A 24,035-nucleotide genomic window follows, 5' to 3' on the forward strand; every position below is an offset into this window, starting at 1 on the left:
GACCGGGGAGGGCCGGCGCGCGTTCCATAAAAAAAGCCGCTGCCCCGTCGACAGGGACATGCGGCTCGGCTGATGCCGTCGTGATGCGCGTCAGGTGCCGGCAAGCATCGCAACGGGCACCGGCGCAGCTACGAGAAATATGGGGCGAACGGGCATTCATTGCGGCCCAATATAACGCGCCTCAAAGCGCTTGTACAGCCTTTAGCACGTCGTCCACGTGACCCGGTACCTTGATGCCGCGCCATGCGTGGCGAAGCACGCCGTCCGCGTCGATCAGGAACGTCGAGCGCTCGATTCCGCGCACTTCCTTGCCATACATTTTCTTCATCTTGATGACATCGAACAACGCGCACAGCGCTTCGTCGGCATCGGAAATCAGCGGGAACGGCAGTTCGAGCTTGGCCTTGAAGTTGTCGTGCGAGCGCAGGCTGTCGCGCGACACGCCGATGACTTCCGCACCGGCTTTCTTGAACTTCGGATAGAGATCGCGGAACTGCAGCCCTTCGGTCGTGCAGCCCGGCGTGTTGTCCTTCGGATAGAAGTACAGCACGAGCTTCTTGCCCTTCAGGTCGGACAGCGAAATGTCGCCGCCCGTGGCCGGTGCGGTGAAATCGGGAACTTGACGGTCAACTTCGACAGACACGTGTTTCTCCTGTTGTTATGGAAGGGCGCCGCTGCGGCGGCGCGGTTCGGCGGGGCGTCGCGGCAACGCGCCGCGAGGGCGGGAGCGGCGACGCCGGCTCGCGCGCGAACTCAGTCGGGCTGGACGATCAGTTCGCCGGAGCGGCCGGGGATTTCGCCCCACGCGACAGGGTACGATGGCAGCGAGTCGCGGTCCAGCGTCGCGTGGTAGTCGCCCATCGTCGCGAACGTGTGGCCTTGCGCACGCCAGCCGGCGAGCAGTTGCTCGAACACGGGCGCGAGCTTCTGGCCTTCCAGTTCCGCATGCAGCGTGAACACCTGGTCGTGCGGATTGGCTTCGGTGAACTTGAGGATGTGCGCGGCGACGTTGTGCGTGTCGATGCCGTCGACGCCGAGCACTTCGTCGAGCGTCGGCAGCGTGGTCGGCATCTGCACGTGCGACAGCGTGCGGCCGCCGACGACGGGCAGGTACGGCGAGTGGCCGCGACCGTCGGATGCGTAGCGCATCCCCCACGCGTCGATCTGCTCGAACGCGGAATCGTTCATCTGCCAGCCGGCCGCGCCGTGCGTGACGGGCGGCGCGCCGAAGATCTCGATGAAGCGCGCGTGGCTCTTCTGCATTTCACGCGCGGTCCAGTCGCGATCGCGCACGCGCACGTTGTCCTGCCAGACCACGTGATCCCACGTGTGGATCCCGCATTCGAAGCCGGCCTCGTGAATCGCGCGCATGTCGGCGATCGCGCGGCGGCCGATGTCGGGGCCGGGCAGCAGCACGCCGTACATCAGCTGCTTCACGCCGTAGTGTTCGACGACCGACGTGCGCGACACCTTCTTCAGGAAGCCCGGACGGAACACGCGCCGCAGCGCCCAGCCCGTGTGATCGGGCCCGAGGCTGAAGAGGAAGGTCGCGCGCGCATTGAAGCGATCGAAGATGCGCGCGAGGTTCGGCACGCCTTCGCGCGTGCCGCGCAGCGTGTCGACGTCGATCTTGAGGACGATGCGAGCCAAGCGAACGTCCCGCTCAGCCTTGCTGTTCGACGAGCGCGCGCGCGTCGGCGACGTGGCCGCGATACGCTTCGAAGATGTTGCGCAGCGCGTCGTCGAACGTCGCTTGCGGCGCCCAGCCGAGCTCCTGCATCGTGTTGTCGATCTTCGGCACGCGGTTCTGCACGTCCTGGTAGCCGTTGCCGTAGTAGGCGCCGGACGTCGTTTCGACGAGCTTCACCTGCTTGGCCGAATCGGCGTACTCGGGGAATTCCGCGGCCAGTTCGAGCATCTTGTGCGCGAGCTCGCGAACCGAGAAGTTGTTCTTCGGATTGCCGATGTTGTAGATCTTGCCCGACGCGACGCCGCCCTTGTTCTCGATGATCTTCATCAGCGCGCTGATGCCGTCGCCGATGTCGGTGAACGCGCGCTTCTGCGAGCCGCCGTCGACGAGGCTGATGTTCTCGCCGCGCACGATGTGGCCGAGGAACTGCGTGACCACGCGCGAGCTGCCTTCCTTCGGCGTGTAGATCGAGTCGAGGCCCGGGCCGATCCAGTTGAACGGGCGGAACAGCGTGAAGTTCAGGCCTTCCATCCCGTAGCCCCAGATCACGCGGTCCATCAGCTGCTTCGAGCACGCGTAGATCCAGCGCGGCTTGTTGATCGGGCCGTAGGTGAGCGCGGAGGCATCCGGGTCGAACTGCTCGTCCGAGCACATGCCGTAGACCTCGGAGGTCGACGGGAACACGAGGTGCTTGCCGTACTTGACGGCCGAGCGCACGATCGGCAGGTTCGCCTCGAAGTCGAGCTCGAACACGCGCAGCGGCTGCTGGACGTAGGTGGCCGGCGTCGCGATCGCGACGAGCGGCAGGATCACGTCGCACTTCTTCACGTGATACTCGACCCACTCCTTGTTGATCGTGATGTCGCCTTCGAAGAAATGCATCCGCTCGTGGTTGACGAGGTCGCCCAGCCGGTCGGTCTGCATGTCCATGCCGAACACTTCCCAATCGGTGGTCTCAAGAATGCGCTTCGACAGGTGATGGCCGATGAAGCCGTTCACACCCAGGATCAGGACTTTTTTTGCTTTCATGAATGACGGGAAGAATGAATGAACTGCGCGAATTCCGCGGGCGCCACGACGGTTTCACCGCCGTCGCGCTGTTGCCGGAGCTCGAGAATGGATAGGGCGCGGCTGTCGCCGCAGACGCCGAATAGCGCATTATCGCTTACGTGCAGGCCGGGCGGCAAATCCGCGGCGGCCGCCGCCATCGCGCTGCCGGGCGCCGCGAGGCGCGCGCGCGCGATCACGAAGCGCGCGCCGTGGACGTCCGTGAATGCACCCGGATACGGGGGCGCGACCGCGCGCACCAGGTTGTAGACCTGCGCGGCCGGCTTCGACCAGTCGACGCGGCCGTCCTCGGGCTTGCGTCCGCCGTAGTAGCTGCCGGTCGCGAGATCGTTCGGCAGGTGCGGCGCCTCGCCCGCGAGCAGCGCGGGCAGCACGCGCCACAGCGTCTGCTCGGCGGCCACGGTGACCTTGTCGAATACCTGCGCGGCCGTGTCGTCCGGCAGGATCGACACCGCGGTCTGGCCGACGATCGCACCCGCGTCGGGCTTGGCGGCCATCTCGTGCAGCGTCGCGCCGGTCTCGGTCTCGCCGTTCAGCACGGCCCAGTTGGTCGGAACCCGACCCCGGTATTTCGGCAGCAGCGAACCGTGCATGTTGTACGCGCCGCGCGGCGCGATCGCGAGCAGGTCCACCGGCAGCATGTGGCGGTAGTAGAACGAGAAGATGAAATCGGGCCGCGCGTCGGACACCGCGCGGCGCAGCGCCGGATCGGCGGGATCGGCCGGCGTGAGCACCGGAATGCCGTGCTCGGCCGCGACGGCCGCGACGCTGCCGAACCAGATGTTCTCGTTCGGATTGTCCTCGTGCGTGACGACCAGCGCGACGTCGACGCCGCGCGCGAGCAGCACCTGCAGGCACCGCACGCCGACGTTGTGATACGCGAAGACGACCGCGCGCGGCTTCATTGCACGGCTCCCGGATGGTTCGCGCCGGCCGGCACCGGCGGCACGCCATCGTGCTGCTCGAGCACGGCCTGGATCAGGTAGCGCGGCCGCGCGCGCACCTGCTGGTAGATGCGGCCGACGTATTCGCCGAGCAGGCCCAGCGCGAAGATGATCACGCCGAGCAGGAAGAACGTGATCGCGAACAGCGTGAACACGCCTTGCACTTCCGCGCCGACGATGAAGCGGCGCACGAGCAGCAGCACGAACAGCGCGGCGGAGCCGAGCGACAGGATCACGCCGATGAACGACAGCCACTGCAGCGGCACGACCGAGAAGCCCGTCACGAGGTCGAAGTTCAGCCGGATCAGGCTGTACAGCGAATACTTCGACTGGCCCGCGAAGCGTTCCTCGTGCGCGACCTCGATTTCGGTCGGGTTCTGCGCGAACGTGTACGCGAGCGCGGGGATGAACGTGTTGACTTCGCCGCACACGTTGATCGTGTCGATGATGCGGCGGCTGTACGCGCGCAGCATGCAGCCCTGGTCGGTCATCTTGATGCGCGTGATGCGCTCGCGCAGCCGGTTCATCATCTGCGACGCCTTGCGCCGCCACAGGCTGTCCTGGCGCTGCTTGCGGATCGAGCCGACGTAGTCGTAGCCCTCGCGCATCTTCGCGATCAGCTTGCCGATTTCCTCGGGCGGATTCTGCAGGTCGGCGTCGAGCGTGATGACGATCTCGCCGCGCGACTGCGCGAAGCCCGCGAGGATCGCCATGTGCTGGCCGTAGTTGCCGTTGAGCAGCACGACGCGTGTCGTGTCCGGCCGTACGTGGAACTGATCGGCGAGCATCGCGGCCGAGCGGTCGCGGCTGCCGTCGTTGATCAGGATCACTTCGTACGGCGTGTCGAGTGCGTCGAGCGCCGGATACAGTCGCGCGAACAGCGCGGCGAGGCCGTCTTCCTCGTTGTATACGGGGATGATGACCGAGACTTCGGGCCGGCCGGCGTCCAGATGCGCGGCGCCCGGGTGTCCGGCGCCCGGATGCCCGGCGCGTGCTTCAAGGTGACTCATGTACGCTTATTTTCCGTATTGTTCGCAAATCTGATTGACGGCGTCGACCACGCGACGCACGTCGCCTTCCGTCATCTGCGTAAACAGCGGCAGCGTGACGGTCGACGCGCCGTACCGTTCGGCGTGGGGGAACATCCCCTCCTTGAAACCGCGCGCACGGTACAGCGTGAAAAGATGGATCGCCGGGTAGTGGATGCCGGTGCCGATGCCGCGTTCCTTCATCTGCGCCATGAATTCGGCGCGCGTGATCGTCAGCCGCTCGAGCGGCAGCGTGACGAGGAACATGTGCCAGTTGCCGTTCTCGAATTCGGCGACCGGCAGGCCGAGGCCGAGCTTCACGGCCGCGCCGCCGTCGAACGCGGCGAAATACGCGCGGGCGAGCGCGCGGCGCTGCGCGGTGAAGCGCTCGAGGTGCGGTAGCTGGCCGAGGCCGACGCGCGCGGCGACGTCGGTCAGGTTGTACTTGCCGCCGAGCACGTCGCAGTCCATCCCGTCGAAGCCGGTGCGCGTGATGCCCTGCAGCCGGTACTTCTGCGCGAGCACGGCTTCGTCCTCGTCGTTCAGCACGAGCGCGCCGCCTTCGATCGTCGTCAGATTCTTGTTCGCGTGGAAGCTGAACGACACGAGGTCGCCGAACGCGCCGATGCGCTTGCCGTTCCACATCGAGCCGAATGCCTGCGCGGCATCCTCGATCACGCGCAGCTTGTGCGCGCGGGCGATCGCGTACAGGCGGTCCATGTCGACCGGCAGGCCGGACAGGAACACGGGGACGATCGCCTTCGTGCGCGGCGTGATCGCCTGCTCGAGCTTGTCGAGATCGATGTTGCGCGTGACGGGATCGATGTCCGCGAATACGGGCGTCGCGCCCGTTTCGATGATCACGTTGCTGGTCGAGACCCACGACGCCGGCGTCGTGATCACCTCGTCGCCGGGGCCGACGCCCGCGATGCGCAGGCCGATCTCGAGCGTGCAGGTACCCGAATTGAACGCGCGGACCGGGCGGCCGCCGCAGTACTCCGACAGCGCGGCTTCGAATTTCTGGCACTGCGGGCCGGTCGTGATCCAGCCCGAGCGCAGCACGTCGACGACGCCCTGGATGGTTTCCTCGTCGATCTCGGGGCGGGTGAACGGCAGAAACGGAGCGGTAGTCTGGCTCATGAACGCGTTGGGCCTGTAATGGCGTGTAATAAAAGGGTCGGGCGATCCGTCCGAAACCGGCATTAAACACCGGTTGGCCGATTCGTACCGTGATTTTTTGTAGGCGGACGCTTAACGCCGCGCGCCGTGCTCAGCTGCGCGCGAGCACGAGCACGCCGATCAGGATGATGCCGATGCCGACGAGCCGCTGCATCGACAGGACTTCGCCGAACAGGTACCACGCCGCGAACGCATTGACGACGTAGCCGAGCGACAGCATCGGGTACGCGATCGACACGTCGACCCGCGACAGCCCGACGATCCATACGACGACGCTCAGCACGTAGCAGCCGAGGCCGCCGATGATCGGCAATTGGGTCGCGATCTTGAATCCGACCGGAATGATGTTCGCACGGCTGAATTCGAAGTGTCCAACGGCGTTGACGCCGGCTTTCAGCAAAAGTTGCGCACAGGCGTTGAGCATCACGCCGGTGACGATGCAGACGAACGAAACGGGATTCATGCGGGGGACGTCCTTACGATTGCGGTTTCTCGACGATCACGCGGCGGTTGTCGCGCGCGATCACGCGCATCGGCACGCCTTCCTTGGCCAGCGCGTCGTACTGGCCGGGCGGCATGATCGCGAGCGCATGGGTGTCCTGCTTCCAGCGCGTGATCCATTCGCCGACGGTCGGGATCCACTTGTTCGGCTCGACCGAGATCCCGAACGCGAGCTCGTCCTGGCGCTGGACCATGATCGTCGTGTGGCCCACGTAGAACGGGAACGTGTGGTCGAGCATTTCGATCGAGTAGAACGGCGTGTCGGGCGGCAGCTTCGCCAGCTCGGCGCGCACGGCCGGCGCGAGCAGCGCGCCCGAGCTGTAGCGGCCGAACTCGTCGTGCCCGGTGCCGCCGATCGTGCCGAACGCGAGCCACGCGGCGCCGAACGCGGCGAGCGCGGCGGCCGCGCCCGCCCGGCGGTTGAGCCACGCGGCCGCGAGCGTCAGCGCGGCCGAGACCGCGAGGCCGGCGTACAGCCACATCTGGAACGCGCGGTACAGCGCGTTCGGCGTGCGGGCGTCGCCCTGGTACGCGAGGAAGATGATCCCGAACGCCGCGGCGACGAAGAACACGAGATAGCCGAGCAGGTGGCGGCGGAACCGGTCGGCCGTCATCAGCGGCAGGTACGCGCCGATGATCAGCGCGAGCGCCGGCGCGACCGGCAGCACGTACGAGATCAGCTTCGAATGCGACGCGCTGAAGAACAGGAAAATGAACGCGCTCCAGATCAGCAGCACGAGCATCGGCGAGAAGCCGTTCGGCTGGCGCGGCATGCGCAGCGCATGGCGGATGCTCTGCCACGCGACCGACAGCCACGGCAGGAAGCCGACCAGCAGCACGGGCACGAAGTAGTACAGCGGGCCCGGGCGGTTCTGTTCCGGGGTCAGGTACCGGCGGAACTGCTGGACGACGAAGAAGAAGTTGAAGAACTCGGGGTTGCGCTGCTGGACGAGCACGAACCACGGCGTGACGATCGCGAAGAAGATCACGAGGCCGCTGACGAGGTACAGGCGCTTCCACAGCGCCCAGTCGCGCGCGACCAGCGTATACAGCACGAGCACGGCGCCCGGCAGGATCAGGCCGACGAGGCCCTTCGACAGCACCGCCAACGCCATCGCGGCCCAGCACGCCCACATCCAGCCGCGTACCGCGGCCGGGCGCAGCCCGGGCCGCTGCGCGAGCAGCAGCGAGCAGAGCGACAGCGCCATCCAGAACGCGAGCCCCATGTCGAGCGCGTTGAAGTGGCCCATCAGGTTCCAGTACGGCGAGCTGGCCAGCACGACGGCCGCGAGCAAGCCCGACAGCGGGTTGAACAGGCGCGCGCCGGTGTAGCCGACGAGCAGCACGCCGGCGAAGCTCGCGACGGCGGTGTAGAGGCGCGCCTGCCATTCGCCGATGCCGAACCAGGCGAAGGTGAGCGCGTTCAGCCAGGTCTGCAGCGGCGGCTTCTCGAAGTACTTGTAGCCGTTGTAGCGCGGCGTGATCCAGTCGCCGGTGACGAACATCTCGCGCGCCATCTCCGCGTAGCGGCCTTCGTCGCTCGGGATCAGGTGGCGCAGCCCGAGCGGCGCGAACCAGACGATCGCGAGCGCGACGACGAGGAGGACGAGCGTGATGCGATTGAGCGGTAGCCTCGACGGCGTATCGTTCATGGGTTTTCAGCCTGTTGGTTGTTGTGACGGGCCGCCGGCGCGGTGCGCCGGGGGCGGGCGGCCTGGCCGGGGGCGATCCGGGGATCGACCCGCTGCGCCGGCCCGTGTTTTACCGCATCGGGGATTAACGTTCAATCAAGAGCGCGGCGGCGACTTTGCGGCCCTCGGCCATCAGGATGTTGTAGGTGCGGCAGGCGGCCTGGAAATCCATCGTCTCGACGCCGATCCGTTTCGCGGTGAGCGCCGCGACGAGCCGCGGGTGCGGAAAGCGCAGCCGCGCGCCGCTGCCGAAGATCACGAGTTCGGGCGTGGGGTCGAGCAGCATCGCGAAATGCTCGGGCGCGAGCGCGTCGAACGACACCACGGGCCAGGCCTGGACCGGCGCGCCGGGCAGGACGATGACGCTCGTTTCATGGCGTTCGAGGTTGACGTCGACATAATCGGGGCCGTAGCCGGTGACGGTGTTGAGCGCGCCGCTCGTGTCCTGGTGCAGTTTCAAATCGGTATTCCGCGGTTCCGTAGGGGAATGGATTGGCAGGGCCGTGGGGCCCGGCGGGCCGGTTTCGCGCGCTCCGGCACGCGCGGACGCCTGACGGCGCGGGCCCGGCGCGGCTATGGTGCATTGCGAAAGTCGGCCAAAATCCGCTAAATTATAACTTTTTGGTCGCCCCCGGGCGCCACTTGCGTCGTGCGTCGCCACAAGCCGCGTCCGGCCGCCGCTTTTTCCCAGCCTAGACAGCGCGCACAGACCGGCCGCTTTCCAGTTTTGATCCCGTCCCCCCGGCCGCAAGGCCAACCCAGGAACCGTGTCGTCGTGAAACCGATTCAGAAGTCGAACAAGCTGCTCAACGTCTGCTACGACATCCGTGGCCCGGTGCTCGAGCACGCCAAGCGCCTCGAGGAAGAAGGCCACCGCATCATCAAGCTGAACATCGGCAACCTCGCGCCGTTCGGTTTCGACGCGCCGGACGAAATCATCCAGGACATGATCCGCAACCTGCCGGCGTCGTCCGGCTATTCGGATTCGAAGGGCGTGTTCTCGGCGCGCAAGGCCGTGATGCACTACACGCAGGAAAAGGGCGTCGTCGGCGTCGGGCTCGACGACATCTACATCGGCAACGGCGCGTCCGAGCTGATCGTGATGGCGACCCAGGCGCTCCTGAACGACGGCGACGAAGTGCTGCTGCCCGCGCCCGACTACCCGCTGTGGACGGCGGCCGTGAGCCTGTCGGGCGGCACGCCCGTGCACTACGTGTGCGACGAGCAGAACGCGTGGATGCCCGACCTCGACGACATCCGCGGCAAGATCACGCCGAACACGAAGGCGATCGTCGTGATCAACCCGAACAATCCGACCGGCGCGCTTTATTCCGACGAATTGCTGCTCGAGCTGCTCGAGATCGCGCGCCAGCACGGGCTGATCGTGTTCGCCGACGAGGTCTACGACAAGATCGTCTACGACGGCCTCGAGCACACGGCGCTGGGCGCGCTGTCGGAGGACGTGATCACCGTCACGTTCAACAGCCTGTCGAAGAGCTACCGGTCGTGCGGCTATCGCGCGGGCTGGATGGCCGTATCGGGCCTCGGCGGCGACAACCGCCGGCGCGCGAAGGATTATCTGGAAGGGCTCGGCATCCTGTCGTCGATGCGCCTGTGCGCGAACGTGCCCGGCCAGTTCGCGATCCAGACGGCGCTCGGCGGCTACCAGAGCATCAACGAGCTGATCGTGCCGAACGGGCGCCTGTACAAGCAGCGCGAACTCGCGTATGACATGCTGACGTCGATCCCGGGCGTGACCTGCGTGAAACCGCAGGCCGCGCTGTACATGTTCCCGCGCCTCGACCCGAAGCTCTACCCGATCCAGAACGACCAGCAGTTCATTCTCGACCTGTTGCTCGAGGAACGCGTGCTGCTGGTTCAGGGCACGGGGTTCAACTGGGCGACGCCGGACCACTTCCGCGTGGTCTTCCTGCCGAACCTCGACGATCTGGCCGATTCGATCAACCGGATCGCGCGCTTTCTCGACGGCTACCGCAAGCGCCATTCGGTCTGAGCGGGCAGCGCCACACGGAACTCACTACTTCTTACTCATCGATCACACGCAGCATGGAACCGATCAAAGTTGGCCTGTTGGGCTTCGGCACCGTCGGCAGCGGCACCTTCACGGTGCTGCGCCGCAACCAGGAAGAAATCAAGCGACGCGCGGGGCGCGGCATCGAGGTGGCGCGCATTGCCGTGCGCAACCCGGCCAAGGCGCAGGCCGCGCTCGGCGGTGACGCCGCGGCCGCGCAGATCACCGACGACTTCAACGCGGTCGTCGACGATCCGTCGATCGCGATCGTCGCCGAGATGATCGGCGGCACCGGCATCGCGCGCGAGCTCGTGCTGCGCGCGATCGCGAACGGCAAGCACGTCGTCACGGCGAACAAGGCGCTGCTCGCGGTGCACGGCACCGAGATCTTCGAAGCCGCGCGCGAGAAGGGCGTGATGGTCGCGTTCGAGGCGGCCGTCGCCGGCGGCATCCCGATCATCAAGGCGCTGCGCGAAGGCCTGACCGCGAACCGCATCCAGTACATCGCGGGCATCATCAACGGCACGACGAACTACATCCTGTCGGAAATGCGCGACCGCGGCCTCGATTTCGCGACCGCGCTGAAGGCCGCGCAGGAACTCGGCTACGCGGAAGCCGATCCGACCTTCGACATCGAAGGCGTCGACGCCGCGCACAAGGCGACGATCATGAGCGCGATCGCGTTCGGCGTGCCGGTGCAGTTCGACCGCGCGTACGTCGAGGGCATCAGCAAGCTCGACGCGACCGACATCCGCTACGCGGAAGAGCTCGGCTACCGGATCAAGCTGCTCGGCATCGCGCGCCGCGCCGCAAACGGCATCGAGCTGCGCGTGCACCCGACGCTGATCCCGGAAAAGCGCCTGCTCGCGAACGTCGAGGGCGCGATGAACGCGGTCGTCGTGCACGGCGATGCGGTCGGCACGACGCTGTACTACGGCAAGGGCGCGGGCGCCGAGCCGACCGCATCGGCCGTCGTCGCGGATCTCGTCGACGTCACGCGCCTGCACACGGCCGACCCCGAGCATCGCGTGCCGCACCTCGCGTTCCAGCCGGACAGCCTGTCGAACACGCCGATCCTGCCGATCGAGGAAGTGACGAGCGGCTACTACCTGCGCCTGCGCGTTGCCGACCAGACCGGCGTGCTGGCCGCCATCACGCGCATCCTCGCCGAGTCGGGCATCTCGATCGACGCGCTGCTGCAGAAGGAATCGGAGCAGATCGACGGCGCGAACGGCGAGACCGACATCATCCTGATCACGCACGAGACGGTCGAGAAGAACGTCAACGCGGCGATCGCGCAGATCGAGAGTCTCGCGACGGTGGTCTCGAAGGTAACGAAGCTGCGCATGGAAGCGCTGAACTGAGGACCAGGAACGACATGAACTACATTTCCACGCGCGGCGCCGGCATCGGCGAGCGCCATACGTTCTCCGACATCCTGCTCGGCGGTCTCGCGAAGGACGGCGGGCTCTACCTGCCGGCCGAGTATCCGAGGGTGTCCGCCGACGAGCTCGCGCGCTGGCGCACGCTGTCGTACGCGGATCTCGCGTTCGAGATCCTGTCGAAGTTCTGCGATGACGTGCCGGCCGACGATCTGCGCGCGATCACGCGCCGCACGTATACGGCCGCCGTGTACAGCAACACGCGCCATGGCGAAAACGCGTCCGACATCACGCCGCTGAAGGCGCTCGGCACCGAGAACGGCGCGGCGCTGTCGCTGCTCGAACTGTCGAACGGCCCGACGCTCGCGTTCAAGGACATGGCGATGCAGCTGCTCGGCAACCTGTTCGAGTACACGCTCGCGAAGCACGGCGAAACGCTGAACATCCTCGGCGCGACGTCGGGCGACACCGGCAGCGCGGCCGAGTATGCGATGCGCGGCAAGGCGGGCGTGCGCGTGTTCATGCTGTCGCCGCACAAGAAGATGAGCGCGTTCCAGACGGCGCAGATGTTCAGCCTGCAGGATCCGAACATCTTCAACCTCGCGGTCGAAGGCGTGTTCGACGACTGCCAGGACATCGTGAAGGCCGTGTCGAACGATCACGCGTTCAAGGCGCGGCACAAGATCGGCACCGTCAACTCGATCAACTGGGCACGCGTCGTCGCGCAGGTCGTGTACTACTTCAAGGGCTATTTCGCGGCGACGCAGTCCAACGACGAGCGCGTGTCGTTCACGGTGCCGTCGGGCAACTTCGGCAACGTCTGCGCGGGCCACATCGCGCGGATGATGGGGCTGCCGATCGCGAAGCTGGTGGTCGCGACCAACGAGAACGACGTGCTCGACGAGTTCTTCCGTACCGGCGCGTACCGCGTGCGCAGCGCCGAAAACACCTATCACACGAGCAGCCCGAGCATGGACATCTCGAAGGCGTCGAACTTCGAGCGCTTCGTGTTCGACCTGCTCGGCCGCGATCCGGCGCGCGTGATGCAACTGTTCCGCGACGTCGAGGAGAAGGGCGGCTTCGATCTCGCGGCGAGCGGCGATTTCGCGCGTGTGGCCGAATTCGGCTTCGTGTCCGGCCGCAGCAGCCACGCCGACCGCATCGCGACGATCCGCGACGTGTTCTCGCGCTACGACACGATGATCGATACGCATACGGCCGACGGCGTGAAGGTCGCGCGCGAGCATCTGGAGGCCGGCGTGCCGATGGTCGTGCTCGAGACGGCGCAGCCGATCAAGTTCGGCGAGACGATCCGCGAGGCGCTCGATCGCGAAGCCGAGCGTCCGGCCGCTTTCGACGGGCTCGAGGCGCTGCCGCAGCGCTTCGAGGTCGTGAAGGCCGACGCGCAGCAGGTGAAGGACTTCATCGCCGCCCATACGGGCGCATGACGCACGGCCGGGCCCGCGGGCCCGGTCGCGCGGGACGGCCGGAATGCCGATTCGTCGAACGGATCGGGGTTCCGGCCGTTTCGTTTGGCGCGCGGGCATCGTACGCCGCGCGAAACAGGTGCCAGACCCGCGCGTTCGCGCCGATCACAGTTTTCGCATGCCCGCCATATCGCGCGCCCGCGTGGCGTCGTCGCTACAATGACGTATTGATTCCAACGATCCCCGATTCCATCGATGTCGAACCCGAATCCCGCGGCGCCGCGCGCGCCGATGCTGTCGACCGCCGAGGCGCTCGCCGCGCTGCTCGACGCCGCGAAGCCGCTGCCCGGCGCCGAAACCGTCGCCACGCTCGACGCGCTCGGCCGCGTGCTGGCGGCCGACGTCAGCTCGCCGCTCGACGTGCCGCCGATGCATACGAGCGCGATGGACGGCTATGCAGTGCGTGTCGCCGACCTGCTGCACGGCGACCGGCGCCTGCCGGTGTCGCAGCGCATTCCGGCCGGGCATCCGGCCGCGCCGCTCGCGGCCGGCACGGCCGCGCGGATTTTCACCGGCGCGACGGTGCCGCCGGGCGCCGATGCCGTCGTGATGCAGGAGCAGGCATCGGCCGACGGCGACGCGGTCGAGATCCTGCACACGCCGAAGGCCGGCGAATGGATCACCGCGCAGGGCGCGGACATCCGTCAGGGTTCGGTGATCCTGCCGGCCGGCACGCGGCTCACGCCGCAGGCGCTGGGTCTCGCTGCGTCGGTCGGCTGCGCGCAACTGGCGGTCGCGCGGCGGATTCGCGTCGCGGTGTTCTTCACCGGTGACGAACTGACGATGCCCGGCGAGCCGCTGAAGCCCGGCGCGATCTACAACTCGAACCGCTTCACGTTGCGCGGGCTGCTCGAGCGGCTCGGCTGCCACGTGACCGATTACGGCATCGTGCCCGACTCGCTGGCCGCGACGCGCGACACGCTGCGCGAGGCCGCCCGCGATCACGACGTGATCCTGACGAGCGGCGGCGTGTCGGTCGGCGACGAGGATCACGTGAAGCCGGCCGTGGAGGCCGAAGGCCGGCTCGCGCTGTGGCAGATCGCGATGAAGCCCGGCAAGCCGCTCGCGTACGGCGCGGTGCGCCGCGGCGACGAGCGCGCCGACGCGCATTTCATCGGGCTGCCCGGCAACCCGGTCTCGAGCTTCGTCACGTTCCTGCTGTTCGTGCGGCCGTTCCTGCTGCGCCTGTCCGGCGTGCGCGACGTCGCGCCGCGCGCGTTGTCGCTGCGTGCCGATTTTTCGCAGAGCAAGGGCGACCGGCGCAACGAATTCCTGCGCGCGCGCGTCAATGCGGCCGGCGGCCTCGACCTGTTCCCGAACCAGAGCTCGGCCGTGCTCACGTCGACGGTCTGGGGCGACGGCCTGATCGACAATCCGCCGCAGCACGCGATCAGCGCAGGCGAGACCGTGCGTTTCATTCCGTTTTCCGAACTGCTGTCGTGACGCGGCGGCTCCCCGAACCATGAAGATTCAACTGAAATTTTTTGCAAGCGTGCGCGAAGCACTGGGCGTGGCCGATGAAGAAGCCGACGTGCCGGACGGCGTGACGACCGTCGGCGACGTGCGCGCGTGGCTGCGCGCGCGCGGCGGCGCGTGGGCCGACACGCTCGCCGAAGGGCGCGCGTTGCGCATGGCGTGCAACCACGAGATGACCGACCCCGACACGCGGCTCACCGAAGGCTGCGAGGTCGCGTTCTTCCCGCCCGTCACGGGCGGTTGAGGGGGGAGGCGATGGCAGCGGTACGAGTCCAGACCGACGATTTCGATCTGAATGCCGAAGTGGCGGCATTGCGGGCGCGCAACCCGAAGATCGGCGCGCTCGCGTGCTTCGTCGGCACGGTGCGCGACCTGAACGAAGGCGATACGGTCGCCGCGATGGAGCTCGAGCACTATCCCGGAATGACCGAGAAGGCGCTCGAAAAGATCGCGGCCGAGGCCGGCCGGCGCTGGCCGGGTGTCGACGTCGCGATCGTGCACCGCGTCGGCAGGCTGCTGCCGCTCGACCAGATCGTGATGGTCGCGACGGTCGCGTCGCACCGCGGCGACGCGTTCGCGTCGTGCGAGTTCGTGATGGATTATCTGAAGACCGAAGCGCCGTTCTGGAAGAAGGAAACGACGCCGGACGGCGAGCGCTGGGTCGATGCGCGCAGCACCGACGACGCCGCGCTCGCGCGCTGGGGCGTCGAGTCGGGCAACGCGCCGCGCTGAGCGCGGCACGCGGGCGATGCAGCGAAGTGCCGCGTGCGTGCCGTCGTCGCGTGTAAAGGGCGTTACGCGTCCGGGTCGACGCCGCGCCCGATGATCTTCGTCGGAAAAGGCTCGCCGCGGGCGCGCGACGGTAACGCGTGCGAATCGTCGCCCGCGTCGCGGCGGCGCGGCGCGATCGCGTCGAGCAGCGCCTGCTGCTCGGGCGGAATCCGGTAGTCCCAGCCGAACCGGCTCAACTGCAGGCTCTGCGCGATCCGCAGCGCGGGCTCCATGAAACGAACCGCCGCGGGCGGCGCGTAGCGCGCTTCGACGGTGTTCAGGAACAGCGACAGCCAGCGGCTGAAATGGGCCGGCTCGATCCCGTCGAGCGGCTGGTGCGCCTGCTGCACGTTGCCGCGATAACCCTTGGTGCCGAGCACGAGGCTCGACCAGAACGTCACCATCTTCGGCAGATGGTCGTCCCAGCGGCCGGCCAGCTTCGCGTCGAATACGGGCCCCAGCAGCGGATCGGCGCGTACGCGGTCGTAGAACGCGTAGACGAGATCGCGGATGTTGTCTTCGGTCGGCTCGGCGTCGCGGGGGCGGGCCGGTACGGTATCGGGCGAGACGGGTTGGGCAGTCATGACGAAAAGGGCCGGTAGAGCGGGGCGGTGACGGCGCGACGGCGCCGGCGACGGGCAGGACGCCGGTCGGATTTTGACGCAAAATAGCGTCCAATAACCCCTGGAAAACGTGTAGATATCCCGCATCTTATTGCGCGCACGCGATCCCGGCAACCCGGGGCCGCGCCACGGCGCCGTCTATCGGCCCTGCACGCCTCGCGATCGGCCCGGTTCATCCGAGCGGGGCACGATCGACCTTTTCTGTATTCGCTCATGAGACTCACCGACTACACCGACTATTCGCTGCGCGTGATGCTGTATCTGGCCGTGCGCGGCGAGGGGCTCGCGACGATCCAGGAGATCTCGGACGCCTACGGCATCTCGAAGAACCATCTGATGAAAGTCGTCCAGCGGCTCGGCGAACTGGGCTGGGTCGACACCGTGCGCGGCCGCAACGGCGGGCTGCGGCTGTTCGCCGATTCGCTGCGGCTGACGGTCGGCCAGGTCGTGCGGGCGACCGAAAACGACTTCGCGCTGGTCGGCTGCTTTTCGCCCGACGGCAGCGAGCCGCGCGGCTGCGTGATCGAGCCGCAGTGCCAGCTGAAAAGCGTGCTGGCGGCCGCGCGCGATGCGTTCTTCGCGGAGCTCGATCGTCACACGCTCGGCGAGCTGGCCGTGCCCGCATCGCCGCTCGCGGCGTTGCTCGGCATTCGTCCGGTCGCGCTCGTGCGTGCCGCGCCGGTGCCGGACGAAGCGCCGGCAGTTGAACAGACGTCGTCCAAGGCCCCCTGATGCGCGGGGCGCCGCGCGCTGCCCGCTCGCGCCATCACGCCGCCGGACCGTTTTCAGGCTATCCGGCAATTTTTGCGCTGAATCAACCCGAATTTCGCTTGAAAGCCGCATAACCATCCTCATCTTGGTGTTAATCGAAAATTGGAGGTCTCAACCAAATGAGAATCGACAAGCTCACCACCAAGTTCCAGGAAGCACTCGCGGACGCGCAAAGCCTCGCGGCGGGCCGCGACAATCAATACATCGAACCCGTTCACGTGCTCGCGGCGCTGGTCGCGCAGCACGACGGCTCGGCCCGCTCGCTGATGTCGCGCGCGGGCGTGCACGTGCAGGCGCTCCAGGGCGCGCTGAACGAAGCCATTTCGCGCCTGCCGCAAGTAACGGGCACGGGCGGCGACATCCAGATCGGCCGTGAGTTGGCCGGCCTGCTGAATCAGGCCGACAAGGAAGCGCAGAAGCTCAACGACACGTTCATCGCGAGCGAGATGTTCCTGCTCGCCGTGTCCGACGACAAGGGCGACGCCGGCAAGCTCGCGCGCCAGCACGGTCTCACGCGCAAGGCGCTCGAAGCCGCGATCGCCGCGGTGCGCGGCGGCTCGCAGGTGCACAGCCAGGACGCCGAAAGCCAGCGCGAGGCGCTGAAGAAATACACGGTCGACCTGACCGAGCGCGCCCGCGCGGGCAAGCTCGACCCGGTGATCGGCCGCGACGACGAAATTCGCCGCTCGATCCAGATCCTGCAGCGCCGCACGAAGAACAACCCGGTGCTGATCGGCGAGCCGGGCGTCGGCAAGACCGCGATCGTCGAAGGGCTCGCGCAGCGGATCGTCAACGGCGAGGTGCCCGAGACGCTGAAGGGCAAGCGCGTGCTGTCGCTCGACATGGCCGCGCTGCTCGCCGGCGCGAAGTATCGCGGCGAGTTCGAGGAGCGCCTGAAGGCCGTGCTCAACGACATCGCGAAGGACGAAGGCCAGACGATCGTCTTCATCGACGAAATTCATACGATGGTCGGCGCGGGCAAGGCCGAAGGCGCGCTGGACGCGGGCAACATGCTCAAGCCGGCGCTGTCGCGCGGCGAGCTGCACTGCATCGGCGCGACCACGCTCGACGAATACCGCAAGTACATCGAGAAGGACGCCGCGCTCGAACGCCGCTTCCAGAAGGTGCTCGTCGACGAGCCGAGCGTCGAGGCGACGATCGCGATCCTGCGCGGGTTGCAGGAGAAGTACGAGCTGCACCACGGCGTCGACATCACCGACCCGGCGATCGTCGCCGCGGCCGAGCTGTCGCATCGCTACATCACCGACCGCTTCCTGCCCGACAAGGCGATCGACCTGATCGACGAAGCCGCCTCGAAGATCAAGATGGAAATCGATTCGAAGCCGGAAGAGATGGACAAGCTCGACCGTCGTCTGATCCAGCTGAAGATCGAGCGCGAAGCGGTGAAGAAGGAGCAGGACGAAGCGTCGCAGAAGCGCCTGCAACTGATCGAGGAAGAGATCGATCGCCTCGGCCGCGAATATGCGGACCTGGAAGAGATCTGGACCGCCGAGAAGGCCGCGGTGCAGGGCAGCGCGCAGCTCAAGGAAGAGATCGAGAAGGTGCGGGCGGACATCGCGCGGCTGCAGCGTGAAGGCAAGCTGGAGAAGGTCGCCGAGCTGCAGTACGGCAAGTTGCCGCAGCTCGAGGCGCAACTGAAGCAGGTCACGCAGGCCGAGGAGCAGGAGCAGCACAACCCGACGCGTCCGCGACTGCTGCGCACGCAGGTCGGTGCGGAGGAAATCGCGGAAGTCGTGTCGCGTGCGACGGGCATCCCCGTGTCGCGGATGATGCAGGGCGAACGCGAGAAGCTGCTGCACATCGAGGAAAAGCTGCACGAGCGCGTGGTCGGCCAGGACGAGGCGATCAGCGCGGTGGCCGATGCGATCCGTCGGTCGCGCGCGGGGCTCGCCGATCCGAACCGTCCGTACGGCTCGTTCCTGTTCCTCGGCCCGACCGGTGTCGGCAAGACCGAGCTGTGCAAGGCGCTGGCGTCGTTCCTGTTCGATTCGGAAGAGCACCTGATCCGCATCGACATGAGCGAGTTCATGGAGAAGCACAGCGTCGCGCGGCTGATCGGCGCGCCGCCGGGCTACGTCGGCTACGAGGAAGGCGGCTACCTGACGGAAGCCGTGCGCCGCAAGCCGTACAGCGTGATCCTGCTCGACGAGATCGAGAAGGCGCATCCGGACGTGTTCAACGTGCTGCTGCAGGTGCTCGACGACGGCCGCATGACGGACGGGCAGGGGCGTACGGTCGACTTCAAGAACACGGTCATCGTGATGACGTCGAACCTCGGCTCGCAGGTGATCCAGGCCATGACGGGCTCGCCGCAGGACGAGATCAAGGACGCCGTGTGGCTCGAGGTGAAGCAGCATTTCCGCCCCGAGTTCCTGAACCGGATCGACGACGTCGTCGTGTTCCACGCGCTCGACCGCAGCAACATCGAGTCGATCGCGAAGATCCAGCTGGCGCGCCTGCATGACCGGCTCGCGAAGCTCGACATGGCGCTCGACGTGTCGCCGGCGGCGCTCGAACAGATCGCGAAGGTCGGCTACGATCCGGTGTTCGGTGCGCGGCCGCTGAAGCGCGCGATCCAGCAGGAGATCGAGAACCCGGTCGCGAAGCTGATCCTCGCGGGCCGCTTCGGTCCGAAGGACGTGATCCCGGTCGACGTGAACGACGGCCAGTTCGTGTTCGACCGCGTCGTTCACTGATCGTCCGCCATCGGCCGCGTGCCCGGCTCACGCCGGGCGCGCAAAAACGAACACCCCGCCTCGGCGGGGTGTTTGCTTATGGAGCGGCCGAACGGGCCGCCCGGTCGCGGCGCGGGCTCTCAGCCCTGCTTGTTGCCGCCGAACATGCCGGCGAGCTGCGTGAGCGTGCCGAGCACGTTCGACGTGTCGACCTGGCCGCTGGCCGGCACTTCGCCGTTCGGCGTCGCGCCGTTGACGACGTGCGGCAGCACCTGCGCGAGGATCGACGAGGCCTGCGCGGGATCGATGCCGACCTTGCTCGCGAGCGAGCCGACGACGTCCGAGCCGAGCACGTTCTGCAGCGTATCCGGCGAGATCGGCTGGTTTTCGCCGGTGCCGACCCACGAACCGATGATCTCGCCGGCGCCGCCGGCCTTGAACTTCTCGATCAGCCCGTTCAGGCCGCCCGGCTGGTTGTTGATGAATTCGAGCGCGGTCGTGATCAGCGCGCTTTGCGAGTTGCCGCCGGCCTGGCCGCCGATCAGACCGCCGACGATGTCGAGGAGACCCATGGTTCTTCACCTTCACTGAAAAGGGCGCCGTGACGACGGCGGCCGTTGAACGAATGCCGCGCGCACGCCGTCGCGCGCGCGGCGCACATCAGGCGCCCGACGCCGCGGCGGCGGAGGCTGCCTTGTCCTTCTTGCTCTTCTTCTTCGAACCCTTCGCGGCCTTCGTGGACGACGCGGCCGCCGGTGCGCTCGCACCCGCGTCCGCGGATGCCGCTGCCGCCGCTGCCGCCTTTTCCTTCTTCGATGCGCGCTTGGTCTTGGCCGGCTTGGCGGCTGCTTCCGGTGCGCTCGCCGCCGGCGCGGGGGCCGTGGTCGTCGTGCCGGCCGTCGCGGTCGTGGACGTCGATGCGGTGCCTGCCGAGGTCGTGGTCGATGGGGTCGCCGACGTCGTCGCGGCCGGCTTCGACGGCTTCACGCCCTTCGGCGGCGTCGACGAGCCGCCGATCGTCAGGCCGTTTTCCTCGAGATGCCCGACCGACTTCGTGCCGAGACCCTTCACGCGGTTCGCGAGATCGTCGGCGTCCTTGAACGGGCCGTTCTTGGTGCGTTCGTCGATGATCGCCTTCGACTTCACGGGCCCGAGACCCTTCACGGATTCGAGCGCGGCCTGGTCGGCCGTGTTGACATCGACGGCAGCGGCAAGGCCGGCGGCGAGCGACAGCGACAGCGCGACGAACAGCATCAGCAGCTTTTTCAGCATGGCAAGGGCTCCCTGGTTCTGACGGATGAATGGTTGTTGCAACGGACGGCGGCCCACGAGCTGGCCGGGCGTCGCCGTTAAGCATAGGACAAATGCGTGCCCTTTTTGAGACAGGCTGATCGCATCTTGCTGAAGGCTTGCGGTGCTGTAAAGGCCGAAAGCGGTCGCGGCGGGCGATTTTGACCATTCTTTACGGTGTCGCAGGGGGATCGCGGGCGAACGCCGCACTGGCCGTCAGACAATGCTTGACTTAGAGTGAACTCTAACTCCTAACCTTGTTCCTGCCATGTCGAAAACCCTATCCCAACCCTCCGCCGCCGGTCCGCTGACGATCGGGCAAGTCGCCGAACTGACGGGCGTGTCGACGCACACGTTGCGGTATTACGAGCAGGCCGGCCTGCTGCGCGCGATTTCGCGCACGGCGGCCGGGCACCGGCTCTATGCGCCGGCCGACCTTGACTGGCTGGCCTTCGTGATGCGCCTGAAGGCGACCGGCATGCCGATCGCGCAGATGCAGGCGTTCGCGGTGCTGCGCGAGCAGGGCGAGTCGACGTTCCGCGCGCGGCGCGACTTGCTGGTCGCGCATCGCGACGCGGTGCGCGCGCATATCGCGGAGCTGCAGGCGAGCCTCGATGCGATCGGCGCCAAGATCGCGTACTACGAGGCGCAGGAACGGGAAACGGAACGACGGGCGAATCTTTCTCACTCTTTATCGGAACAGGACGGACAAGATGGAACGACTCGTTGAGGATCGCTACACGCGCGGCTGGAACAAGCTCAAGGAAATCGACGGCGAAGCGGGCGAACGCGTGATCGCGGCGCTTGCGCCGATCGCGCCGGATTTCGCGCGGCTCCTGGTCGAATTCAGCTTCGGCGACATCTACAGCCGGCCGCAACTCGACCTGAAGGCGCGCGAAATCGCGACGATCGCCGCACTGGCCGCGCTCGGCAACGCGCAGCCGCAACTGAAGGTGCATATCGAGGCCGCGCTGAACGTCGGCTGCACGCGCGACGAGATCGTCGAGGTGTTCATGCAGATGGCCGTGTATGCGGGGATGCCGGCCGCGCTCAACGCGCTGTTCGCCGCGCACGAGGTGTTCAAGCGGCGCGACGAAGCGGCCGGCGGGGCAGACCACGCGAACGAAGCGGCCGGGCAGCCCGCATGACGGCGCGCGTCACGCGCGGTGCGGCGCGACGATCCGGTGCTTCGCGATGCGCCGGTACAGCGTCGCGCGCGACATGCCGAGCGCGCGGGCGGCCGCGTCGGGCCGCCAGCGATGCGCGGTGAGCGCGGCGACGATGCGCCCGCGTTCGTCGTCGGGCAGCACGCCCGCCGGGGTGCCGCCGAGCTGCGCGGCGAGTTCGGCCGGCAGGTCGTGCCGCGTCACGCGCGCGGCGTCGCACACCGCGCACGCATAGCGCAGCACGTTGCGCAGTTGCCGCACGTTGCCCGGCCACGGGTAGGCCGCGAGCTGTTCGGCGAGCGTCGCATCGAGCGTCAGCACGTGGCCGGTCGCCTGCGCTTCCTCGGCGAACACGGCGGCGATCACGTCGCGCACGTCCGCGCGCTCGCGCAGCGGCGGCAGCTCGAACGTCGCGCCGCTCAACCGGTAGTACAGATCCTCGCGGAACGTGCCGTCGGCCACCATCCGCGCAAGATCGCGGTGCGTCGCGCAGATCACGTCGAGATCGACGCGCACCGGCGTATCGCTGCCGAGCGGCACGACCTCGCCGTCGGCCAGCACGCGCAGCAGGCGCGTCTGCAGCGCGAGCGGCATGTCGCCGATTTCATCGAGAAACAGCGTGCCGCCGTCGGCGAGCGCGATCTTGCCGCGCGCGCCGTGCTTGCGTGCGCCGGTGAACGCGCCGGCCGCATAGCCGAACAGTTCGCTCTCGATCAGCGCTTCCGGCAGCGCGCCGCAGTTCACGGCGACGAACGGCCGCGCGCGCCGCGCGCCGGCGTCGTGGATCGCGCGGGCGAACACTTCCTTGCCCGCGCCGGTTTCGCCGAGCACGAGGATCGGCAGCCGCTTGCTCGCGACGCGCAGCGCGAGTTCGGCCTGTTGCGCGATGCGCGCATCGCTGCTGTGCAGGAACGGCGTCAGCGCGCCGACGTGACGCGGCGCGGCGGTGCCCGGGCGGCGCGATGCCGTGGCGGCCCGGGCCGCGCCCGGTTCGCGGCCGGCGCGGCGTAGCGGCGCGCGCAGCCGCGCGTAGAGCGGGGCGCCGGTCGCGCGCAGCCGCAGCGCGACGATCGCGTCGAGCCGCGCCGCGTCGCGCAGCGGCATCTCGGTCGCATCGAAGATCTCGTCGATATGGCGCGGCTCGCGCAGCGCCGGCAGCGCGTCGCGCGCGTGCCGGTTCGCGGCGACGATGTTGCCGCATTCGTCGAACGCGATCAGCCACTCGGGCTGCGCCTCGACGTAGTGACGGTTCGGATGCCCGAACAATATCCAGTGCTGCGCGGTGCTGTGCACGAAGTAGCCGTCCTCGATCAGCGCCGCGCTTTGCCGCACGAGCTGGTAGACGAGGCGCTGGCTGTCGCGGCCGTCGGGCGAATGCACGGCCGACGCGTCGAGCACGCCGATCAGTTCGCCGGCCGGCGAGAAGATCGGCGCCGCGCTGCACGTGAGCGTCGTGAACGCCGCGCGAAAGTGATCGGTCTTGTGCACGGTGATCGGCGCGAGATCGGTCAGCACGCTCGCGACGCCGCAGGTTCCCTCCTCGCTTTCCGACCAGCACGAGCCGATGTGCAGCCCCGCATGACGAAAGTCGTTGCGGCGCTCGCGGTCGATCCGGTAGTCGATCGTCACGCCGTGCGCGTCGGTCAGCATCACGCAGTAGTCGGCGACGCGGATCATGTCATGCAGCCGCGTCAGGCACTGGCCCGACGCACGCAGGAAGGCCTCTTCCTTGTCGCGCACTTCGCGCAGCTCGGCCGCGGTCAGCACGCGCGGGCCGATCGACGAAGCGGGGTCGAGACGATAGCGCTCCAGCGATCGCTGCCACGAAGACACGAGGCGAGCGGAATCGGCCGGCGCGGGCAGGCGCCCGGCGAGCGCGCCGAGTATGCGGTCGGCGTGCTGGGCCTGGGGGACGGCGTAGGGCATGGTCGGCTCCGGGTACGGCGGGGATGTCGCTGTTCTTGTAGCACATCCGGTCCGGCGGATCACACTGCATTGCAGCACGCGGCGCGCGTGAGACGGTCGTCTCACCGGTATCCGATGCGTCTCGCGCGATTGAGACGGCCGCCCGCGCGCGGCGCGACGGTCGTCAGGCGGGGCGTCGCGCGCGCGGCGCCGCGCGAACGCAGGGTTTGCGGGCGGAACGCCGCGCATGCGCGCGCGCCGCGACGATCGCGTCGCCGTATCGACGGCATGAGACGTACCGGCGAATTCGACGCGCGCCGCGCCGTCACGACCGC

At 67.7% G+C, this 24,035-nt stretch carries 23 protein-coding genes; 10 read left to right on the plus strand and 13 right to left on the minus strand.

Annotated elements, in window-relative coordinates:
- Window positions 1-181 precede the first annotated feature (181 nt).
- From KPB06_RS15270 to KPB06_RS15310, 9 genes are all read right to left on the minus strand, one after another.
- A complete protein-coding gene (locus tag KPB06_RS15270) occupies window positions 182-643 on the minus strand; it encodes a peroxiredoxin (protein WP_059645625.1) in 462 nt (153 codons plus the stop codon).
- 110 nt (window positions 644-753) lie between these two features.
- Entirely contained in the window at window positions 754-1,650 is an 897-nt protein-coding gene (locus KPB06_RS15275) for a polysaccharide deacetylase family protein (protein WP_059645627.1), read from the minus strand.
- A gap of 13 nt (window positions 1,651-1,663) precedes the next feature.
- Window positions 1,664-2,719, minus strand: coding sequence for a bifunctional UDP-4-keto-pentose/UDP-xylose synthase (locus KPB06_RS15280; RefSeq protein WP_006478632.1), 1,056 nt, complete (start codon window positions 2,717-2,719; stop codon window positions 1,664-1,666).
- Window positions 2,716-3,663 carry a formyltransferase gene (locus tag KPB06_RS15285; RefSeq protein ID WP_275920496.1) on the minus strand — a complete coding sequence of 316 codons (948 nt, stop codon included), beginning with the start codon at window positions 3,661-3,663 and terminating at the stop codon, window positions 2,716-2,718. The genes KPB06_RS15280 and KPB06_RS15285 overlap by 4 nt, the downstream gene beginning before the upstream one ends.
- The gene (locus KPB06_RS15290; RefSeq protein ID WP_059645634.1) at window positions 3,660-4,712 is read right to left on the minus strand and encodes a glycosyltransferase; all 1,053 of its coding nucleotides are present in this window, start codon (window positions 4,710-4,712) and stop codon (window positions 3,660-3,662) included. The genes KPB06_RS15285 and KPB06_RS15290 overlap by 4 nt, the downstream gene beginning before the upstream one ends.
- A gap of 6 nt (window positions 4,713-4,718) precedes the next feature.
- On the minus strand, window positions 4,719-5,870 hold the full coding sequence (locus tag KPB06_RS15295; RefSeq protein ID WP_104012114.1) for a DegT/DnrJ/EryC1/StrS family aminotransferase: 1,152 nt from the start codon (window positions 5,868-5,870) through the stop codon (window positions 4,719-4,721).
- Between the two features lie 130 nt (window positions 5,871-6,000).
- Window positions 6,001-6,372: an EamA family transporter gene (locus KPB06_RS15300; RefSeq protein WP_059585272.1), complete on the minus strand. Its 372-nt coding sequence runs from the start codon at window positions 6,370-6,372 to the stop codon at window positions 6,001-6,003.
- A 13-nt stretch (window positions 6,373-6,385) separates the two neighbouring features.
- A complete protein-coding gene (locus KPB06_RS15305; protein ID WP_059585273.1) occupies window positions 6,386-8,062 on the minus strand; it encodes a glycosyltransferase family 39 protein in 1,677 nt (558 codons plus the stop codon).
- A 124-nt stretch (window positions 8,063-8,186) separates the two neighbouring features.
- Window positions 8,187-8,561: an Mth938-like domain-containing protein gene (locus KPB06_RS15310; RefSeq protein ID WP_059585274.1), complete on the minus strand. Its 375-nt coding sequence runs from the start codon at window positions 8,559-8,561 to the stop codon at window positions 8,187-8,189.
- A 315-nt stretch (window positions 8,562-8,876) separates the two neighbouring features.
- Here KPB06_RS15310 and KPB06_RS15315 point away from each other — a divergent pair, with 315 nt between their 5' ends.
- The 6 genes from KPB06_RS15315 to KPB06_RS15340 all read left to right on the plus strand — a co-directional run bounded on the left by KPB06_RS15315 (window position 8,877) and on the right by KPB06_RS15340 (window position 15,210).
- Window positions 8,877-10,115, plus strand: coding sequence for a pyridoxal phosphate-dependent aminotransferase (locus KPB06_RS15315; protein ID WP_059585275.1), 1,239 nt, complete (start codon window positions 8,877-8,879; stop codon window positions 10,113-10,115).
- A 53-nt stretch (window positions 10,116-10,168) separates the two neighbouring features.
- Window positions 10,169-11,497, plus strand: a complete 1,329-nt coding sequence (locus KPB06_RS15320; protein ID WP_059585276.1) for a homoserine dehydrogenase — start codon at window positions 10,169-10,171, stop codon at window positions 11,495-11,497.
- 14 nt (window positions 11,498-11,511) lie between these two features.
- On the plus strand, window positions 11,512-12,963 hold the full coding sequence (thrC, locus tag KPB06_RS15325) for a threonine synthase (RefSeq protein ID WP_059585277.1): 1,452 nt from the start codon (window positions 11,512-11,514) through the stop codon (window positions 12,961-12,963).
- A 234-nt stretch (window positions 12,964-13,197) separates the two neighbouring features.
- Window positions 13,198-14,445 (plus strand): molybdopterin molybdotransferase MoeA, encoded by a 1,248-nt coding sequence (locus KPB06_RS15330; protein WP_059585278.1) that lies wholly within the window; start codon window positions 13,198-13,200, stop codon window positions 14,443-14,445.
- Window positions 14,446-14,464: 19 nt separating this feature from the next.
- Window positions 14,465-14,722 (plus strand): molybdopterin converting factor subunit 1, encoded by a 258-nt coding sequence (moaD, locus tag KPB06_RS15335; protein ID WP_059585279.1) that lies wholly within the window; start codon window positions 14,465-14,467, stop codon window positions 14,720-14,722.
- 11 nt (window positions 14,723-14,733) lie between these two features.
- The gene (locus tag KPB06_RS15340; RefSeq protein ID WP_059585280.1) at window positions 14,734-15,210 is read left to right on the plus strand and encodes a molybdenum cofactor biosynthesis protein MoaE; all 477 of its coding nucleotides are present in this window, start codon (window positions 14,734-14,736) and stop codon (window positions 15,208-15,210) included.
- Between the two features lie 62 nt (window positions 15,211-15,272).
- On the opposite strand, the gene KPB06_RS15345 is transcribed toward KPB06_RS15340, so the two are convergent.
- A complete protein-coding gene (locus KPB06_RS15345) occupies window positions 15,273-15,833 on the minus strand; it encodes a group III truncated hemoglobin (protein WP_059585281.1) in 561 nt (186 codons plus the stop codon).
- Window positions 15,834-16,085: 252 nt separating this feature from the next.
- Between KPB06_RS15345 and KPB06_RS15350 the strand changes: the two genes are divergently transcribed.
- Window positions 16,086-16,604 carry an Rrf2 family transcriptional regulator gene (locus tag KPB06_RS15350; RefSeq protein WP_059585282.1) on the plus strand — a complete coding sequence of 173 codons (519 nt, stop codon included), beginning with the start codon at window positions 16,086-16,088 and terminating at the stop codon, window positions 16,602-16,604.
- Window positions 16,605-16,762: 158 nt separating this feature from the next.
- Window positions 16,763-19,360 carry an ATP-dependent chaperone ClpB gene (gene clpB, locus KPB06_RS15355; protein ID WP_059585283.1) on the plus strand — a complete coding sequence of 866 codons (2,598 nt, stop codon included), beginning with the start codon at window positions 16,763-16,765 and terminating at the stop codon, window positions 19,358-19,360.
- A 119-nt stretch (window positions 19,361-19,479) separates the two neighbouring features.
- Here the strand turns inward: clpB and KPB06_RS15360 are convergent, their stop codons facing one another.
- Complete coding sequence (locus tag KPB06_RS15360) at window positions 19,480-19,911, minus strand: YidB family protein (protein WP_059585284.1); 432 nt, start codon at window positions 19,909-19,911, stop codon at window positions 19,480-19,482.
- 88 nt (window positions 19,912-19,999) lie between these two features.
- Entirely contained in the window at window positions 20,000-20,611 is a 612-nt protein-coding gene (locus tag KPB06_RS15365) for a ComEA family DNA-binding protein (protein WP_059585285.1), read from the minus strand.
- Between the two features lie 286 nt (window positions 20,612-20,897).
- On the opposite strand from KPB06_RS15365, the gene KPB06_RS15370 reads away from it, so the two are divergent.
- Complete coding sequence (locus KPB06_RS15370; protein ID WP_059585286.1) at window positions 20,898-21,359, plus strand: MerR family transcriptional regulator; 462 nt, start codon at window positions 20,898-20,900, stop codon at window positions 21,357-21,359.
- Window positions 21,343-21,777: a carboxymuconolactone decarboxylase family protein gene (locus KPB06_RS15375; RefSeq protein WP_059585287.1), complete on the plus strand. Its 435-nt coding sequence runs from the start codon at window positions 21,343-21,345 to the stop codon at window positions 21,775-21,777. The genes KPB06_RS15370 and KPB06_RS15375 overlap by 17 nt, the downstream gene beginning before the upstream one ends.
- A 9-nt stretch (window positions 21,778-21,786) precedes the next feature.
- Here KPB06_RS15375 and KPB06_RS15380 read toward each other — a convergent pair whose 3' ends face one another.
- Window positions 21,787-23,721, minus strand: a complete 1,935-nt coding sequence (locus tag KPB06_RS15380) for a sigma-54-dependent Fis family transcriptional regulator (RefSeq protein WP_059585288.1) — start codon at window positions 23,719-23,721, stop codon at window positions 21,787-21,789.
- Window positions 23,722-24,035: the final 314 nt, after the last annotated feature.

The sequence above is a fragment of the Burkholderia semiarida genome, from assembly GCF_029268935.1.
Classification (GTDB): domain Bacteria; phylum Pseudomonadota; class Gammaproteobacteria; order Burkholderiales; family Burkholderiaceae; genus Burkholderia; species Burkholderia semiarida.